Origin of the sequence: Haloferula sargassicola (assembly GCF_040362925.1) — a bacterium.
GTDB classification, from domain to species: domain Bacteria; phylum Verrucomicrobiota; class Verrucomicrobiia; order Verrucomicrobiales; family Akkermansiaceae; genus Haloferula; species Haloferula sargassicola.
On the sequence record NZ_BAABRI010000021.1, the window covers coordinates 1 to 18118 of the forward strand.

General features: G+C 64.6%; 14 protein-coding genes and 1 tRNA gene. 5 read left to right on the plus strand and 10 right to left on the minus strand.

Going from position 1 to position 18118, the window contains the following annotated elements:
- Positions 1 to 333: 333 nt before the first annotated feature.
- From ABXH26_RS16630 to ABXH26_RS16640, 3 genes are all read left to right on the plus strand, one after another.
- Positions 334 to 525, plus strand: a complete 192-nt coding sequence (locus ABXH26_RS16630) for a hypothetical protein (protein ID WP_353568225.1) — start codon at positions 334 to 336, stop codon at positions 523 to 525.
- A 28-nt stretch (positions 526 to 553) separates the two neighbouring features.
- On the plus strand, positions 554 to 805 hold the full coding sequence (locus ABXH26_RS16635; RefSeq protein WP_353568226.1) for a transposase: 252 nt from the start codon (positions 554 to 556) through the stop codon (positions 803 to 805).
- Positions 806 to 910: 105 nt separating this feature from the next.
- A complete protein-coding gene (locus tag ABXH26_RS16640) occupies positions 911 to 1033 on the plus strand; it encodes a hypothetical protein (RefSeq protein ID WP_353568227.1) in 123 nt (40 codons plus the stop codon).
- A gap of 1057 nt (positions 1034 to 2090) precedes the next feature.
- On the opposite strand, the gene ABXH26_RS16645 is transcribed toward ABXH26_RS16640, so the two are convergent.
- The 3 genes from ABXH26_RS16645 to ABXH26_RS16655 are packed head-to-tail and all read right to left on the minus strand — an operon-like array spanning position 2091 to position 5449.
- The gene (locus ABXH26_RS16645; protein ID WP_353568228.1) at positions 2091 to 3815 is read right to left on the minus strand and encodes a tetratricopeptide repeat protein; all 1725 of its coding nucleotides are present in this window, start codon (positions 3813 to 3815) and stop codon (positions 2091 to 2093) included.
- Between the two features lie 3 nt (positions 3816 to 3818).
- Positions 3819 to 4511: a hypothetical protein gene (locus tag ABXH26_RS16650; RefSeq protein ID WP_353568229.1), complete on the minus strand. Its 693-nt coding sequence runs from the start codon at positions 4509 to 4511 to the stop codon at positions 3819 to 3821.
- Positions 4508 to 5449, minus strand: a complete 942-nt coding sequence (locus ABXH26_RS16655; protein WP_353568230.1) for an exosortase/archaeosortase family protein — start codon at positions 5447 to 5449, stop codon at positions 4508 to 4510. Before ABXH26_RS16655 ends, ABXH26_RS16650 begins: the two co-directional genes overlap by 4 nt.
- 1589 nt (positions 5450 to 7038) lie before the next feature.
- Between ABXH26_RS16655 and ABXH26_RS16660 the strand changes: the two genes are divergently transcribed.
- Positions 7039 to 7656: a 50S ribosomal protein L25 gene (locus tag ABXH26_RS16660; protein WP_353568231.1), complete on the plus strand. Its 618-nt coding sequence runs from the start codon at positions 7039 to 7041 to the stop codon at positions 7654 to 7656.
- Positions 7657 to 8723: 1067 nt separating this feature from the next.
- On the opposite strand, the gene recA is transcribed toward ABXH26_RS16660, so the two are convergent.
- From recA to ABXH26_RS16680, 4 genes are all read right to left on the minus strand, one after another.
- Positions 8724 to 9752: a recombinase RecA gene (recA, locus tag ABXH26_RS16665; protein WP_353568232.1), complete on the minus strand. Its 1029-nt coding sequence runs from the start codon at positions 9750 to 9752 to the stop codon at positions 8724 to 8726.
- A 200-nt stretch (positions 9753 to 9952) separates the two neighbouring features.
- Entirely contained in the window at positions 9953 to 11218 is a 1266-nt protein-coding gene (locus ABXH26_RS16670) for a Gfo/Idh/MocA family protein (RefSeq protein WP_353568233.1), read from the minus strand.
- Positions 11219 to 11371: 153 nt separating this feature from the next.
- On the minus strand, positions 11372 to 12349 hold the full coding sequence (locus tag ABXH26_RS16675) for a thioredoxin family protein (RefSeq protein ID WP_353568234.1): 978 nt from the start codon (positions 12347 to 12349) through the stop codon (positions 11372 to 11374).
- A 66-nt stretch (positions 12350 to 12415) separates the two neighbouring features.
- Positions 12416 to 13843 carry a methyltransferase domain-containing protein gene (locus ABXH26_RS16680; protein ID WP_353568235.1) on the minus strand — a complete coding sequence of 476 codons (1428 nt, stop codon included), beginning with the start codon at positions 13841 to 13843 and terminating at the stop codon, positions 12416 to 12418.
- Positions 13844 to 14152: 309 nt separating this feature from the next.
- Here ABXH26_RS16680 and ABXH26_RS16685 point away from each other — a divergent pair.
- Positions 14153 to 14227 (plus strand) — tRNA-Cys (locus ABXH26_RS16685).
- A 30-nt stretch (positions 14228 to 14257) separates the two neighbouring features.
- Here ABXH26_RS16685 and ABXH26_RS16690 read toward each other — a convergent pair.
- From ABXH26_RS16690 to ABXH26_RS16700, 3 genes are all read right to left on the minus strand, one after another.
- Positions 14258 to 15610 carry a Gfo/Idh/MocA family protein gene (locus ABXH26_RS16690; RefSeq protein ID WP_353568236.1) on the minus strand — a complete coding sequence of 451 codons (1353 nt, stop codon included), beginning with the start codon at positions 15608 to 15610 and terminating at the stop codon, positions 14258 to 14260.
- Between the two features lie 117 nt (positions 15611 to 15727).
- Complete coding sequence (locus tag ABXH26_RS16695; RefSeq protein ID WP_353568237.1) at positions 15728 to 16552, minus strand: FAD:protein FMN transferase; 825 nt, start codon at positions 16550 to 16552, stop codon at positions 15728 to 15730.
- Position 16553: 1 nt separating this feature from the next.
- Positions 16554 to 18032 (minus strand): flippase activity-associated protein Agl23, encoded by a 1479-nt coding sequence (locus ABXH26_RS16700; protein ID WP_353568238.1) that lies wholly within the window; start codon positions 18030 to 18032, stop codon positions 16554 to 16556.
- Positions 18033 to 18118 lie beyond the last annotated feature (86 nt).

Genomic DNA, 18118 nt, shown 5'->3' on the forward strand with positions numbered 1-18118 from the left:
CTCGCGCTCTCCGCCTTGCAGGAACGCCTCCTTCAGTCTTTCGTGATTCATGGTGGTTGGTTGGTTTTGGTTTCGACGCCTTCACGCTGTGCGTGAGGCCAACCAGCCACCACCTCATTCTAACGATTCATGGGACACTTCCTCTTTGCCGGGGGCTCAGGGTAACCCGAACCCCTAACTGCGGACCATTGAGGGTCTAAATTCCAAGGGTGCTACCTCTACCGCCAGCGAGTTGATTTACAAAAGTAAGAACTCCACAACTTTGTGGATCTCCGCCAGATTAGCTGAGGAAAAGAGAGATGACGCACCCGGGAATGGCTGTGGGCTGGGAGTGTGAAATCGCTCAACCTCATAACTTTGTATGAATTCGCCGGATGCGTCGTGACCGTCGCGGGAGACTCGCTGCCCTGCGCGGCGATGTTCGAGATCGGCGAATCCACCGTGCGCCGCTACGAGACCGATGTCCTGGAGGCCGACCTTCTCGAGCCCGACCTCGACGGGCTTGAGGTGCTCGCTGGTCGATGAGAAGTCCGTCCGAAAAGGGCACGGCTATGTGACGTTCGTGCTCAACGGCCGAACCGGCGAGCTGCTCCGCATGGCTGGGGGCAAGAAGAATGAGAGCCTGGAGAGCTTCCCCGCCACGCTCACCAAGGAGCAGAAGAACTCGATCCACGCGGTGTGCATCGACAGCAACGGGGCCTACCGCTCCGTGCTTGCCGAACAATTGCCTAAGGCTGAGATCGTTCACGACGGTTTCCATCATCATGGCGAAACTCAACTCCGCCATCGACGAGGTGCGCCGTAGCGAGTGGCGCAGCGCGAAAGGCGAGGGCAAGAAGGTCATCAAGGGCTCGCGCTACCTGCTTGATGATGAACGACGAGGAGCTTCGACGAGTCCGGCCACGATCGGTTGCTTGACATCACCCGGCTCAACAAGAAGCTCTCGACCGCCTACCTCCTCAAGGAGGACTTCCGTGAGATCTACGCCCGCTCGCCGAGCCTCCGGGACGCCCGCGGGCGAATACGGCGGTGATACAGTGCTGGCCTTCGGGATCGCGCCACTGATCCGCTTCGCCAAAGGGGTCATGCGCGACATCAAGAAGGTCACCGCTTAACATTGCCTCACCTCCGGTTGCATCGAAGCCTTCAATAACAAGATCGCAGGCCGCATCTATCGAGCCTGTGGCATGACCAATTTCAAGCACCCCTTTCTCAAAATGCGCGCCCAATCACTCAAGATAATCTGACGGAGCGCCAATTTTGTAGACCTCCATTCAGCCCTAACGCTTTATGCCCCTCGGACGTGCACGATAAAAGAGGCCCGCCGCCAATAAAGCTCCCGACGTAATGCCTGTGGGCTCGGGGATGGCGCTTACGGATCCTAAGAGCTTGATATTTGGTGAGTTAGACGACGTGTCAAAACCAGCGTTGCCAGCTGAGGAAGTTGCTCCGTATGCGTAGAGTCGGAAGGTGGTTGCGGAGGTCAGACTAGTCAGATTGAATGATAAATTCGTGAAGACTGTGGTGTTGCCAGACGCTAAACTGCTAGCAGATGCAAGTGTAGACGCATAATTATCACCGGAGGACCGAAGTGCGACAGAGTCGGGTCCCGTGCCTGATCGGTCCCAAATGAACGAGAAATCAGTTACAGAATACGAGTAACCTGATTGCGGTGTAACAGTAAATTGGATGTATTCACCATCTGCGATCGCCTCGTTAAGAGTCGTTGGGTTTGAATCAGTAGTGGAATCGTAGAAACTTCTGCCCCCGAAGCGATCCGAACTCGAGGTCAAGGTCACCCCTGGGCCGATGGTCATCGTGGAAGACAGCAAGCCTGTGGTATTGCTCACACTTGTCTCTTCTGTTTCAGTGCCGGTATTTCCATAGGTATTCCATTCCAAGAGGGTTGCGGAGAATGACGTTCCACAGATCAGACCAGCTGAAATTGCTCCAGCCCCAATTCTTTTGATTTGGTGAACTTTGTAACTTGTTTCAGTTTTCATGGAGAATGACTTCTGATGTTAGCGTGGCGTAAATGGCCGCGCACAAGAGAGAGCAGCTTGCGGGCCAGCGAATAGGTTGCGCAACTTTTATGGTGACGTTTTCGCCAATTGCTTCTGGAGGCTTTGCAGCACTTTTCGCTCGGAGGAGAGAAGGCTTTCCCAAGGTAGGCTCATGAGGATCTTATCACCTTGCTGTGGATGTGACGGGAGAAGACTGAGCCCTCGGACGGCGCGGAATGCTGCCGGAGCTTGGATCCAATCCCCCTGATAGCTATCGGTGTGAGAGAGTGCGGAGTCCGAGTCGCCCTGCAAGAGATCGGCGAGTGCCAGGGAGCACTGGACCGCGAGGGTATCCTTCATTCCGGCAGGAACGCCTTCGGCGGCTTTCCGGAGGTCCTCCGGGCCGCTGACACCTCGGAGACAGGCGAGGTACTGGTAGAAAAATTCGACGACCGGATTGCCGGGTTCGAGGCCGCGGTAGCGTTCGAGGAGGGCGAAGGCATCGTCTTCACGGCCGGCTCGGGAAAGGGGGTCGAGGTAGGTCATGAGCCGGGATGAAGGCGGCAGGGGAGCGACCTCCTGGCGGATGGCGGCGACCCAGGCATCCATCGCAAGAATGCCGAGCTGACGGGATTCGGCGTGAAGGGCGAGGCGGACCTCCGCATCGGCTCGAGGCTGACGACCGGTGGCATCCAAAGCTTCCTTGGCGACCTTTTCCGCCTCGTCGGGGCGCTGGAGTCGTTTGAGCACCCATGCCCGGTCGGCCAGGACCAAGGAGAGATCCGCGTCGTCCGGTGGGTTTTCCAAGAGCTGGAGCAGGTCTTCAGCACGGTTCTGCTGCTCGAGCTCCAGTCGCCGAAGTTCGAATGCCTCGAGGGAGTCGGCAGGAAGCGAGTCGATGACCCTTCCGGCTTCTTCCAGGCGGCCGAGATGGAGAAGCCAACGGGCTAGCGCGTCGGGCTCGCTGTTTCCGAAGCGCCGGATCAGGGAGGCGACCCGGGTGTCCTGCTCGGTTTGGAACGCGACGGACATGTTCGCAGTGGCGAACCGGAGTTGGTCGGCGGCCACCAGGGCGGTAGGATTTCCCACGGTCGAGCGGAAGGCGACGTCGAGCGCCGGGTCGAGGCTTTCGAAAGGAATGTCGTCGAGCAGAGGCAGGACCTCGTGGGCGTGGGATGGCTGCCGTCGGAGGTAGTGGAGGAGATCCTGGTTGACCTCGTCGGACGTCGGTGGACCGAGGGCCAGCTTGGCTCTCAGGCAGACCGCGAGGAGAGCCGGATCCTTGATGGAGTCCAGTTCGTTGCCCACGAAGCCAAGCACTTCGCCCGGCATGCGATCGCGCAGCAAACGCTCCAGGACGGGGAGGAGCCAGGCGGGATCGGCTTTCCGGTCGCCGAAATCATTCAGAAGGACCGAGGTCACCAGCGTGGTGGGGGCGATTTCGCTGAGTGTGTTCCAAGCTTGAAGCTTTTCGCTTTCCGTGGAGTCCGGATGAGCCAAGACGCTGAAGGCCGCCTGCATGGCGATCGGGTCGTTCAACTTGCGGGCGCTGGTGAGCAGGACGGAAGCGGCGTGGGGAACCTCGGGATCATTCTGTAGGGCAAGAATGGCGAGCAGGCGGGCATCGGAATAACGCTGCTCGGTGAGCGCGGTCTCGGCCTTGTCGAGTTGTCGGTGGGCATTCCAGTGCTTGAAAGCGGCGGTGGCCGGCCGGGCAAAGGGGAGGGCCAGCGCGGACAGCAGGCCGAGGACCAGCAGGATGCGGAGGAGGGGGTGGGTATTGACCCAGCGGTCTCGCAGGTGGAGGGACATGAATCAGGATGGGGGATTCGTAAGGTCGGCCGACCGGCGCCAGTCGATGAGGGGATTGAGGAAGGAGGAAAAACGCTGCCAGGCGAGGTCCTCGGTCGGCATGCCGGTGACGCTGCCCATGATGACGCGGGTGAAGGCCGGGCGGAAGCGTTGTTGGGCGGCCGATTGCCGCAGACTTCGGAGTTCCTTGACGTTGTGACCCTCGAACACGCCACCGCGCATGTCCGCCTCCTGATAGCCGTGGACCCAGACACATTTATAGATATGAACGGAGGAGCCGCCGCCCTTCGGTCGGAAACGAGAGGCATCAAAGACCAGAGTGCCTTCCGGGGTGTTGAGGGTGCGGGAGTTGAAATGCTTCTCCAGCACCATCCCGATACTGGGCATGCACTGTTCCGGCATGTGACGGAAGGCTTCGAGCGTGCTGCCGGTCGAAGCGTGGTCCCAGCGGAAAAACGACAGGGAAAGCTCGGGTGGCGTCTGCCCGCTGTCAGCGATCCAGCCCGAGGTGCTGCGGAGCTGGTGGTTGGCCTTGTCGAAATCGTCGGGATGCACGTTCCAGGCTGCGCCGGGGAAGGTGATTTCCAGCACCGGGCCGGCATGGCTTTCCGGTGGGGGATGCATCCAGAAGAAGGCCGTCATTTCGGAAAGGACCACCGGTAGGAGGCCAACAAGACCGACAAGGAGCAGTTTCATATCACCCCTCCTTCCGCCAGCTGGCGACGGATGGTTGACGGCGTCCCGAAGGGGCGATCCAGCCATTTCGCGCAGACGAGCAGCACCAGTGATCCACCTGCGAAGGCCAACAGGCCGGCGGAGTCGTGGGCTTGGTCGAAGGCCGATTCTCCCTGATGCACCCGGATCCAGGCCAGTGAGGTGGCGCGGGCGACGTTGAAGGTCCAAGCCGTGGCGATACCGAAGGCGATCATGAGCAGTCGGCCGGTCCAGCGGAGCTGCATCCACTCGCCGAAGAACAGGGCTGCCATCAGGAAACTCTGGGCCGAGCGGATGCCGCTGCAGCCGTCGGTGACATGGATCAACTCGTGGTTCACCACCAGCCGGTCACCGAGCGTTTGGACCTGGTGGCCGGTCCATTCCAGCAATTGCTGGCTGCTGGCGATGACCGACCGGGTGAGGGAGGCCACGGTCTGCGTCTCCAGTCGTTTCGGCAAGGGCAGGGCGGTGAGGGCGAACACCAGGATCGGAACGAAGCGCAGCAGAACGGCCGAGCCTCCAAAACGGTGGAGCGCCCCCAGTGATATCCCGGAGACCAGGAGTGCCTGGCTCCACAGGGGCAAGGTCCAAAGCGGATCCACCCATTCGAGGATCCGGAGGAGGGTCAGCGCGGCCATCAGGACGATCAAACCGGGCACCACCCATCCCAGGGAGGCCCGGGGCCCGCGGGGACGCTGGCAGAGCCGGTGGCGGAGCCGCCAGACGAAAAGTCCGACCAAGGGCGGAACATACCAGCCGTAATCGTAGTATTCCCCGAAGCGCCAGGCGTAGCTGCAGGCGGCGAAGAGCTGCAACCACAGCGCCGAAAGCAGGATCGCCCAAGCCAAGGGCTCACGGGTCATCACCCGCGACGAGGTCGGAGGATCCTTCAACGACGAAATGGGGGTGGTGCCTGACATGGGACCATTGCGGGGGAAGGCCGCCGGCATCGTGGGGGGAATGCGCGGACGCTCGGGCCTTTCCGGAGTGTGGGAGGTGGAACGCGGGTGGTCAAAAGCGAAAAGCAGGCCAACGAGAGCGCAGCGAGGGCAACTTGGTGCTTGGTGCTTGGTGCTTGGTGCTTGGTGCTTGGTGCTTGGTGCTTGGTGCTTGGTGCCTCGTCCGTGGTCCAACGTCCTTGGTCCATTGTCGAAAGGAGCGGCGTGCCTGTGGCCGCCGACGTGCCGAGCCCGCCTCGTCCAGCGTCCCCGAACCACCTGTTAACCCACGGCTCGGGATCAACGTCCGTTGTCCTTGGTCCGTGGTCGAAAGGAGCGGCGTGCCTGTGGCCGCCGCCCCTCCGAGCTGGCCTTGCTCCAGCGTCCCCGAACCACCCGCCAACCCACGGCTCGGGATCCCAACACCGGAGTCCTTGGTCCGTGGTCCAACGTCCTTGGTCCGAAGAGGAGAGGCACTTGGATGGCCGGTGCCTCGTGCGTGGTTCTTGGTGCTTCGTGCGAAAAGGAGAGGCACTTGGGCTGCGGCCTGTCCGTGGTCCTTGGTCCAATGTCCGTGGTCGAAGAGGAAAGGCATTTGGGCCTGCGGCCTGTCCGTGGTCCTTGGTCCAATGTCCGTGGTCGAAGACGAAAGGCATTTGGGCCTGCGGCCTGTCCGTGGTCAGCTCGTAGAGGATTGCGCCACGCGCTTTCCACGAGCGGAGGATTGGCATCGCCAACGAGCTAGCGCTTGAAGGGCGCCGTGCCCGACTCCAAGCGCCTCTACGACAACGGACCAAGGACCACGGACCACGGCCAACAGCCCGACCGAGGACCACGTGAAAGCCAAGAATCGGTAGGGACGAGCGCCCCCGCTCGTCCGGGCAAACGGCTCGCTCATGAGAGGCCGGGGTTCGCGCATCGTCGTTCGCGCAACGCAAGTCGCATCCGCAAAGAGCATCGCGCGAGAACCTGGGGCTGAGCGCACGCGGGCCACGGGCCGGTCGAGCGAGGGCGCTCAACCCTACCTTTCCGTGCCTTCCGTGATTTAAACCTCTTCAGATTTCGTCCTTTTCGACCCTTTCGTTGTTCCCTTCACGCAGGGAGCAGGGAGCAGTGAGCACAGCGGCAAAGCCGCATTCAGCATTTCAGTTTTCAGTTTTCAGCGTTTCAGTTTTTGCCTTCGGACGACGGACGACGGACGACGGACGACGGACGACGGACGACGGACCACGGACCACGGACCACGGACGACGGACGACGGACCACGGACCACGGACCACGGACCACGGACCACGGACCACGGACCACGGACCACGGACCACGGACCACGGACTTGCCGTCGCTGCGCTCACGCCATGCCACTTTGGCTTCGCATGGGGTAGAGGGTCGCTATCGCTCCCGCCGCATTCGGACCACGGACCAAGCACCAAGCACCAAGCACCAAGCACCAGGACGACCGCGCGGCGGTCCCCACAGCTTTTTTTTGACATTTCCGGGCCGGAGGGCTATTTCGCGCGCCCCGCCGGTTGGAAACCGGGGGCACTTCGTATCCTCAATTCCTCATTTCTGTCATGGCCAAGAAGCACTCCCTCAAAGCCGAGCTGCGCGCGCGCACCGGTTCCGGTCTCCTCAAGCAGATGCGCCGCGAAGGCTGGCTGCCCTCCGTCATCTACGGCAAGGGCACCGAGCCGACCAACCTCAAGGTCGATGCCAAGGCCTTCGGTGAACTGCTGCGCGAAAGCGAATCGGAGAACATCCTCATCAACCTCGAGGTCGCCGGCGACAAGTCGCGCCTGGCGTTCCTGCAAAGCATTCAGCACGAGCCGATGAGCGGCGAGCCGCTGCACGCCGATTTCCTGGCGGTGGATGAAAAGACCCAGATCACCGCCCACGTGCCGGTGCACTTGACGGGTGAAGCCACCGGCGTGAAGGCCGGCGGCGTGCTGGAGCAGATGCTCCACACCCTGGACATCCACTGCGCCGCCACCCACCTGCCCGAGCTGCTCGAGTTCGACGTTTCGAAGCTGGGCGAAGGTGAGTCGCTCCACATCGGCGACGTGAAGTTCCCCGACGGCGTCAGCCCGGCCTACGCGGACGATGTGGTGATCGCGCACATCGGCAAGCCCAAGGTGGCTGACGAGAGCGCCGCCGAGGAATCCGCCGCTCCGGTGGCGGCCGCTGCCGAGTAAGCGGAACCGGCGGTTTCAAAACGACCCCTTTTCAAGACCCGTCCTGTCCTTGGTGGCAGGCGGGTTTTTTCGTTGGTGCTCGCGGCCAGGCCGCTGTGCTACCTGCTACCTGCTCGCGTGGTGATGGGAACAACGAAAGGGTCGAAAAGGACGAAATTTAACCACGGAATACACGGAAGACACGGAAACGGTAGGGACGAGCGCCCTCGCTCGTCCGGGCGCGGGGACACGTCAAAGATGTCGCCGGTGTTTGGCTCGATGCGGCTTGCAGGCGGAGGGCTTCGCGCGGGGATGGGCTCAGCATGCGCGAGGCCATGGGCCGGTCGAGCGAGGGCGCTCGACCCTACCTGGCGATGTTGTCCGTGGTCCGTGGTCCGTTGTCGAACTTGGTTCGAGACGTCACCTCTCAAGTGCCTTTGCCTTTCGGACCAAGGACCAAGGACCAAGGACCAAGGACCAAGGACCAAGGACCAAGGACCAAGGACCCCCTGCTACCTGCTACCTGCTACCTGCTACCTGCTACCTGCTACCTGCTACCTGCTACCTGCTACCGGCTACCGGCTACCGGCTACCGGCTACCGGCTACCGGCTACCGGCTACCGGCTACCGGCTACCGGCTACCGGCTACCGGCTACCGGGGGGATTGGAACAACGAAAGGGTCGAAAAGGACGAAATTTAACCACGGAATACGCGGAAGACACGGAAAGGTAGGGTCGAGCGCCCTCGCTCGACCGGGCGCGGGGACACGTCAAAGATGTCGCCGGTGTTTGGCTCGGTGCGGCTTGCAAGGCGGAGGGCTTCGCGCGGGGATGGGCTCAGCATGCGCGAGGCCATGGGCCGGTCGAGCGAGGGCGCTCGACCCTACCTGCGATGTTGTCCTTGGTCCGTGGTCCGTGGTCCGTGGTCGAACTTGGTTCGAGACGTCACCTCTCAAGTGCCTTTGCCTTTCAGACCAAGGACCAAGGACCAAGGACCAAGGACCAAGGACTCCCTGCAACTCGCTGGACGTTTTCGTGGTTCCAGAAGTCGATCGCCGGAGCTCGGGCGGGCAGGTTGCCCGCTCTCCCTACTTTTTGGCTTCGTCGAGCTTGGCGCGGACTTTTTCCGTGAGTTCGTTGTAGAGTTCCTCGTTGTCCTTGAGGGCCTGCTTGGCGGCGTCCCGGCCTTGGGCGAGCTGCTCGCCGTTGTAGGCGAACCAGGAGCCGCGCTTCTGGACGAGATCGAACTCCAACGCCAGGTCGAGCAGCGAGCCGGTCGAGGAAATGCCCTCGGCATACATGATGTCGAACTCGCAGTCGGTGAAGGGCGGTGCGACCTTGTTCTTCACCACCTTGATCTTGGTGCGGTTGCCTTGGACGGTGCCGTCGGTGGCCTTGATCTGGCCGATGCGGCGGATGTCGATGCGGACCGAGGAGAAGAACTTGAGCGCGCGGCCGCCGGGGGTGGTCTCCGGGTTGCCAAACATGACGCCGATCTTTTCCCGGATCTGGTTGGTGAAGATGCAGACGGTGCGGGCCTTGGAAATGAGGCTCGTGAGCTTGCGCATGGCCGCGCTCATGAGGCGGGCCTGGGCACCGACGGTGGAGTCGCCGATCTCGCCGTCGAGCTCCTGTTTGGTGACCAGGGCGGCGACGGAGTCGAGCACGATCACGTCGATCGCGTTCGAGCGGACCAGGGCCTCGCAGATTTGCAGGGCCTCTTCGCCGGAGGAGGGCTGGGAAACGAGCAGGTCGTCAAGGTTGACGCCCAGCTTGCGGGCGTATTGCGGATCGAGCGCGTGCTCGACATCGATGAAGGCCGCCAGGCCGCCTTTTTTCTGGGCCTGGGCGATGGCGGTGAGCGTCAGGGTGGTTTTGCCCGACGATTCCGGGCCGAAGATTTCCACGATCCGGCCGCGGGGGAAGCCGCCGACGCCAAGGGCGCGGTCGATGACCAGGTTGCCGGTGGGGATGACGTCGACATCGACGCGGTTTTCATCGCCCATGCGCATGATGGCGGATTCGCCGAACTCCTTCTGGATCTGGGAAATCGCCAGGTCGAGGTTGCGCTTGCGGGCATCGGCGAGTTTCGAGGAGTCGTCAGCAGTCTTGGCCATGGCGCGATTCTCTGGCAGGCGAGCGGTGTCCGGTCAATGGGAAAAGATGTTCGTGTGAACAAAAATGAGAGTTTTCCGGCGAGGCGTGTCTTTTCAGGACGGCGGACGGGAGCGGGCCGCATCTCCTGGAAAAGAAAAACCCGCCCCAGCCGGAGCCGGAACGGGTGCAATGATGGGGGAAGCGGTTGCCGTTCGATCCATCAGGCTTTGCCGGGAACCGGGGGCTCTTCGGCGGGGAGCTGGATGGCTCCCTTTTCGAAATCGAGTGGCGATGGCTGCAGGGCGAGGTCGTAGAAGGGCGATTTCTTGTTTTCCATGAGGTCGACCCAGCGGACGAGCTGGCCGGAGTAGGCGGAAAGGCGGCCCATGATGGCGACGGCGGTGACCTGGGCGATGCGCTCGGCGTCGTTGAGCGGCTTTTCCTCGAGCACGCCGCGCAGGAGATCGACGTGTTCCTGGACCATCGAGTTGTCGGTATCGACCTTGATCTCGGGGATGGAGACCTCCTTGCCATCCATTTTTCCGCCGCCGTAGCAGGAGCCGGTGGTGCCGGTGAACATCTCGCCGACGCGGTTGTAGCAGCCGGCGACCTGGCGGCACTGGCTGTTGATGTGGATGTCGTCGCCGAAGTCGAGGTCGATGCTGAAGAAGTCGAACTGGTTGCCGGTGCGGCGGCGGGCGCGGCCGCCGAAGCCGAGGGCGGAGACGGGCATGCGGCCGAGGAACCAGCAGGCGACGTCGATCTGGTGGACGTGCTGCTCGACGATGTGATCGCCGGACATTTCGCTGAAGTTCAGCCAGTTGCGGGTGAGGTATTCGGTGTCCGACCAGCCTTGCTGGCGGTCGGCGATCCAGGGGATCTCGCCGTTCCACTGGATGATGCCGCCGCGGAGGTCGCCGATGGCGCCGGCTTCGAGGCGGGCCTTGTTTTCGAGGTAGCCTTTCTGGTGGCGGCGCTGGGTGCCGGCGACGACGCCGAGACCCTTGCCGGCGGCGAGTTTGCCGGTCTCGATGACCGAGCGGCAGCCGGGGGCATCGACGGCGACCGGCTTTTCCATGAAGACGTTCTTGCCGGCCTCCACGGCGGCGGCGAAGTGGACCGGGCGGAAGGCGGGCGGAGTGGCGAGGATGACGAAGTTGCAGTCGGCCTTGAGCGCCTTGTGGTAGGCATCGTAGCCGGAAAAGGTCTGCTCGGCCGGGACGCCGTGCCGGTCGGCGGTGCCCTTGGCGCGCTCGGGGAAGGCGTCGGCCGCGGCGACCACGGTGGGCTTCAACTTGAGGATCTTGCAGGCTTCGAGGAAGTCATTGAGCGCGCCGTTTCCGCGGCCGCCGCAGCCGATCAGGGCGACCTTGATTTCGGGCGAGTCGCCGGCGACCTGGGCGAAGAGGTGCGGGGCGGTGGCGAGCGCGGCGCCGGCGAGGCTGCCTTGCTTGAGGAAATGGCGGCGGTTGGGAAGCGGATGCATGGGCTTTGGATGAATGGTGGGTGCCAGTCGACTGGCAGCGGACTGGAACGTCCGGGGAGGGTCCGACATTTCAAATGCCTGTCGCGCGGCCACGAAAAAGCGCCTCCGGGAGGCTCCCGGAGGCGCTGGAGATTCGGTGAAACGCCGGCCGTTTTATTCGGCGGCTTCCTCGTCGGAATCGTCGGCGTCGGCAGGTTCGTCCTTGGCCTGTTTGGTCATCTGGCCGATGCGCTCTTTGATCATGTCGATGCGCGAGCCGACTTCGGAATCGGGCGCCACCGCCTTGGCGTCATCGAGCACCGGCAGGGCGTCATCGAAGCGGCCGAGCTGGGCGAGGATCATGCCCTTGATGGTGAGGATCTGTTGCTTCTGCTCGCCGCTGAACTTGTCGGCCTTGAGCGTCTCGTCGACGTAGTTGAGCGCGCCCTCGTGGTCGCCGGAGCGGGCGAACTCATTGAGCTTCATCTCGAAGTCGCTGTATTGCTTCTTGGCCTCCATCTTGGCGGCGAAACCGGTCTTGTCGTCCGGGTCGGCGGCTTTGATGTCGTCGATGACGCCGCTGTAAAACTCGGCGACCATGGCGTCATCGAGCTGCATGGCGGTCAGCGCATCGACCAGGGCCTGGGCCTTCTCCTCGCCCTTGAGGTCCTCGGCCTTCTTGAACGCTTCGTCGCGGGTCTTGCGGTTTTCGAGCAGCTCGTCGAGGTGCTTCACGTAGCTTTCAGCGCCACCCTCCTGGTAGCCGGTGGTGGCGAAGGGCCGGCCCTGCTCGTCGGCCAGGACGATGGTCGGAAATCCCTGGATGCCATACTTTTCCTGGAGCTTGTCGTTCTGCGCCTGGGTCTCCTCGGAGAGGTTCGACTTGTCCTGCGGGAAATCGAGCGAGACGAGCACGAACTTGTCCTCCACGCCCTCCTTGAAGGCGTCCTTGGAGAAGACCTCGGCGTCGAGCTTCTTGCACCAGCCGCACCAATCGGAGCCGGTGAAGTCCATCAGCAGGGACTCGTTGTCTTTGGCGGCCTCGGCCTTGGCGGCGTCGAAGTCCTCGGTCCAGCCTTCCGGAACGGCGAAGGCGCTGGTGATGGTGGCGGCGAAAGCCGCGGCTTTCAGGAAACGGATGGCTTGCATCATGGCGGCACGCTCGGACCACGTTCGCCAATGTCGAGCGTTTTCCTGAGATCCTGCGTGAAATCTTCGCTAGGAAACGAACAAGCCACGCCCCGCCAGGTGCCGGATCCACGGGTGGAAATCCAGGTCCGGCGCCTCGTGGCGCGCCAGCGCCGCCAGCTCGTCGAGCGTGCGGGTGCCATCGAGCGCGGCCACCATGCTCCGGTGGTTTTCCGGGAAATGGCAGGTGCGGTGGAAGGCATCGACCACGCCCGTCCGCTGGCGGGCGAAGTGGAGGTTGAGCGGCGAGAGCTTCGGCTTGGCCGGCGTGCTGGGGATCGCGATGGCATCGGTCCGCAGCTCGACCCAGCCCAGCCGCGCGGCCTGCCAGATCCAGCCGGCGATCGCCTGCGAGCCGGTGGCCGGGTCCCAGCGCGGGCCGAGGCGGGCGGCGCATTCCTCCATCAGCCCGGTCAGCGGGCGGGTATCCGGCGCGGCGGCGGTCAGCGCGGCGTGGAGCAGGCCGATGATTTCCCCGTGCACGGCCTCCGGCGGCAGCTTGGAAACGAGCAGCCGGACCTCGAAGTGGAGCGTCACCGAGCTGGTCGTGGTGGTGTCGATCGACGTTTCCGCCGGGCAGAACAGGCTGGTGCGGTGGGCGCGGCCGGACAGCAGGTCGAGCGCCTGCTGGAGCAGCACCGGGTCCTTTTCGAGCGGCTTGAGCCGGGCCAGCGCCTCCGCCGGCAGGTTCGGCGGCAGGTTGTCGGCCAGCGAAGTCTCGCCGAGGTAGCGGAGCTTCCTTTCCCCGGCCCAGCCGAGCACCCGGCCGAAATGGAAGGCATCGCACTGCGGCGCGAGGTCATCGAAGGGCAGGATGGCCGGGCCTTTGCGGCGCATGTCGCGATAAATCTCCGCCAGGTGCTGCGAGTAGGGCGAGCCGCCGAGGGCGGCGGTCGATTCGAGCGTGCCGAGCAGCGCGTCGAGGCCCTGGTGGTCCGGATCGAGCGCGCCGAGGGCGGGCAGCATGGCGGCGGCTTCGTGGCGCAAGGCCCAGCCCGGCAGGGTGTTGTAGCTGAGGCTGGCCAGGCCGGACTCCGCGAGGCAGCGCGGGATCAGGTCGAGCAGCGCGGCCTTCGCCCCGTCCGGGATCCACGACAGCATCCCGTGGGCGATCACGAAATCGAAGGGCTCCTCGGGCGGTTGCCAGTCGGTCAGGTCGGCGTGCTCGAAGGTGATGTTTTCCAACCCCACCGCGCGGGCGGCCTGCTCGGCGGCGCGGATGGCGGAGTCCGAGAAATCGATGCCGTGGAAGGTGCTGTCCGGGAAGCGCTCGGCGAGCGGCAGCAGGTTGTGGCCGGACGCACAGCCGATCTCGAGCAGCCGGCAGGAATCGACCAGCGGCGGGGTGATCACGCCGCAGCAACGGGCGGTCGCGGCGAGCGTGCCGGGGTGGGTTTCCGGGTGGGAGAGCGCGGGGTAGCGGCGCTGGGAATAGAGCTCGCGGACGGCGTCGGGCATGGGCGGAACCTGAACAGCCCCACGCGGCCCGCCAACCCCGAAGATTCCGGCCCGTGGCACCCGGGTTTCCCATCGGTTTGCCGACGAAGGATCCGAGGCGGGTAGGGCCGACCGCCCTCGGTCGGCCGTTGCGGGGGGGGGGGAGGGTCGGCTTTTGGGGACCGTTCCGGTCGGGCGGGGGCGCCTGACCCTACCTTCTGCGGCCATCCAGAAGGGTGGGGCCCTGGCCTGGCTTGGGTCGGGCAAGCCGGGCATTGACATGAGGCGCCACGACGCGTAACAACCGCGGCCCGCGCTTGCAGCGTCGATGGCGGAGTAGCCAAGTGGTAAGGCAGAGGTTTGCAAAACCTCCATTCGTGGGTTCGATTCCCACCTCCGCCTCCATCCTTTTTCTGCCGGCGGGAAAAAACCGACTCAGAGGTTTTCGCCGTATTTCCAGCCGTCGCGGGCGGGTTCCTTGAGGTAGGCGTTGAGATCGGGGCGGTTGGTCACCTTCATCGCCGCCGGGTCGTATTCGATGCGACCGCCGAAGCGCATGGCGAGCACGCCGAGCAGGGCCATCTCCGTGAGCTCGGCCGCGTAGTTGAAGTTCGAGCCGGGCACGGGTCCGTCGCCGCGGATGGCATCGGTCCACTCCTTGTAGTGACCGCCCTTGCCGACGCGCGGGATCTTCTTTTCCGGGATGTTTTTCCGGAACTCCATCCACAGGTCCTGCGGGATGAGCCGCGGGCTGTCGGGGCGGCCGCCGGTCAGCAGGCTGGCCTTGTCGCCGACCATGATCATGCCGTCGGCGCCGAGGTCGTCGAGGCCCCACTCCGGGCGGAGGTCGGGCTGCAGGTGGCCGTCGTGCCACTTGAGCGTGACCGGTGGCTCGTCGCCGCGGGCGGGAAACTCGAAGCGGATCAGCGAGGCATCCGGCGTGAATCTCTCGGAGCCGCCTTCGCGCTTTTCGGCCTCGATCACCGTCGGCATGCCGAGGTGCAGCGCCCAGAAGGGGGCGTCGAGCGTGTGGCAGGCCCAGTCGCCGAGCTCGGCGCAGCCGAAATCGAAGAAGCCGCGCCAGGTGAGCGGGTGGAGGACGGGGTTGTAGCCGATCTCGCCGACGTGCGGGCCGCGCCACAGGTCCCAGTCGATGTGGTCCGGCACGGGCACCGCCTTCGGTGGCATCGAGTCGGGCTTTTTAAAGAACGGCCCGTTGAAATCCGGGCCGGTGAACCAGGCGAGGACCTCGGTGACCTTGCCGAGCGCGCCGGCCTCGTACCACTCGCGGATGAAGCGGATGCCCTCGGTGGCGTGGCCCTGATTGCCCATCTGCGAGATCACGCCGTAGTGCTGGGCGGCTTTTTTCAGGGTCCGGCACTGCCAGATGTTGTGGGCCAGCGGTTTCTCGGTGAAAACGTGTTTCCCCAGCTCCATCGCGGCCATGGTGGCGGGAAAGTGCGAGTGGTCCGGGGTGCTGACGACCACCGCGTCGATGTCGTTGCCCATCTTGTCGAGCATCTGGCGGTAGTCCTTGAAGCGCTTGGCGTCGGGATACTTGTTGAAGGCGCCGGCGGCGCGCTCGTCATCGATGTCGCACAAGGCGACCACGTTCTCACCGGTCAGGCCGTTGAGGTTGTCCCAGCCGCGACCGCCGCAGCCGATGAAGGCGAGGTTGATCTTGTCATTGGCGGCGCGGCCTTCCTGGCCGATGGCGAACCGCGGGGCGATCCAGGCACCGGTGGTGAGCGCGGCGGTGGAGGTGAGAAACTGGCGACGAGTCTTCATGGGCGGGGAGGTGGATGGTGGATGGTGGATGGTAGATGGTAGATGGTGGATGGTGGATGGGTCCGCCCTTCGGGCTTTCAGCATTTCAGCGTTTCAGCGTTTCAGCGTTTCAGCGTTTCAGCATTTCCCCACAAAACGTGGCTCGGGCGTGCCCTCTATCTCCTCGATCCAGCCGGTGACGCCCGGGAAGCCGGCGAGCAGCTCGGGGACGGCCTCCGGCGGGGCGAGGATCAGTGCGGTGGACCAAGCGTCGGAGGCGGCGGCGGTGGTGGCGATGACCCACTGCCGGCCGGTGGCCAACGGCGCGTCGGGATCGGGGTGGATGATGTGGCTGCCCTGGATGCCGGTGCCGGAGGCGCTGAGCGCCGCCTGCCGGAGCTCGATCGGCAACACGTCGGCATCGCCGGTCAGTTCGAGCGGCCAGGCCTTTTCGCCGTAGGCGAGGTGAGTGCTGGCGCCGGCGGAAAGGAGGCAGGCGGGCGCGTCCCACTGGGCGAGGATGCCGGCGAGGTGGTCGAGCGCGAAGCCCTTGCCGATGCCGCCGAGATCGAGCTCGCGGCCGGGCTCCAGGCAGGTCACCGCCGCCTGGTCCGGGTGGATGACGAGCTGCCCGGAAATGGCGGGCACGGGGCCGGTTTCGGCGTCCTTGCGGTGGCGGATTGCGCGGCCGATCGAGATGTCGAACAAGCCGCCGGTCGCGGCGTGGAGGTCGAACGCCTGAAGCAGGCAGGCATGGGTTTCCTCGGCGATGTGGAGCGTCTCGCCGGCGGCCATCACGTTGATCCGCCCGATGTCGCTGTCCTCGCGGAAGCGGCTGAGTTTTCCCTCCAGCCGATCGAGCGCCTCGTAGCACTCGATCGCCATGTCCGCCGCCCCGAAGGCTTCCCCCGGAAAGCGCAGGTGGAAGGTGGTGTTCATGGCCTCGTGGGGGAAGTGTCGCATGCTAGTCGTGGCTTTTTTGAACGGAGGCATCCCAGAAATCGGAGCGGACCCAGACGGTGATCGGGAGGCCATCGCGCAGGCCGCGGGGGACCGGGACGTGGGTGGCGATGAGCTGCTCGGTGAGGTCGCCGGTGGCGAACACGAGCGGCATGCGGTCGATCTCCGCGGGCGGCTCCGGGTAAAAGCCGACCTGTTCGTAGCGGCGCAGATACCAGGGCAGCGGCCAGTAATCGGATCCCACCACCAGGATCGGCTGGAGCGGCAGGTCCGGCTGGGCGGCATCGAGCTGTTCCAGCCACGGCGTGAGGCCGGCGATGTCCGGGCTGGTGGGCACGTAGGCGAAGCGGTTCCGCGCCTCGGTGGGAAACTGGAAGCTCGAGCGCACGGTCTGGACGAGCTGCCAGGCGATGACCCCCGCCAGTCCCAGCCCCGCGGCCACGCGCAGGGCCGGTCGTTTCGGGAAAAACGCGACGCTGAGGCCGGCGAGCAGCAGGATGTGGGCGAGCGGCAGCACCATTAGCCACGGCGTCTTGTAGGAGATCACCGAGTAGGCGAGCAGGTGCAGCAGCGTGGCGATGGCCAGGAAACGGACGGTCGCGGGGTTCGGCGAGCGCGGCGAGAGGCTGCGCACGGCGGTCAGGATCGCCAGCAGCAACGGCGCGCCGGTCCACCACCACAAGCCGCCGCGCGTCTCCGATAACCCTAGGAGTTGGAGATACCAGGCGAAGGGTTTCTCGTGGCCCTCGGTGGGATGGTAGACGAAATAGGTGTGCACGGCGTCCCAGGCGCCGCGCCCGTGGCGGAAGCCATCGGTGTAGAAGCCGATCGAGACGAGCAGGAAAACGGCCAGCCCGAGGGCGGCATCGCGACCGTGCCGGCGCAGCAGCTCGCGCGGGTGCGGGCGGTTTTTTCCGAGCAGCAGCCAGCAGGCGAAGGCGGCCGCTGCCCAGGCGGCGAGGCTGATGACGAAGGTCTCCTTGGTGGCCCACATGAGGCCGGCCCAGAGGCCGATGAGCCAGAGGTGCCGCCGCAGCGAGAGCTGCGCGAAAACCAGCAGGCCGAAGAGGGCGAGCAGGGTTTCATGGATGAACATCCGGCTGTAGTAGACAAGCATCGGCGAGGTCGCCAACAGCAGCGCGGCGAACAGCATGGCGGGCTGGCCGTAGCGGCGGACGCCGAACAGCGGCAGGGCGACCGTCAGCAGGCCGGCGCCGGCGGTGACGGCGCGCAGGGGGGTGATCTCCATGTCCGCCCAGCGGCGGTGACCGGCGGCGAGTGATGCGAGCTGGCCGAGCCGGTGCAGGACCGGGCCGTGGTAGTGGGTGGGATCGAAGCGGTAGCCCTGGCCCTCCAACGCGCGACCGGTGATGCGCGCGCCGGTGGCTTCGTCGGCATGCAGCGGGCGCTGGCCGAGGTCGTGGAAACGCAGCGCGCCGGCGAGGGCGAGCACGAGGATCCAACAGGCGGCGAGGCGGGTCATGGGATGGCAGGGCCTACGAATGAAAGCCCGCGGTCGTTGCGGACGTTGGAGGGAGGATGTCGGATGCGGGGAATGAGGCAACTTCC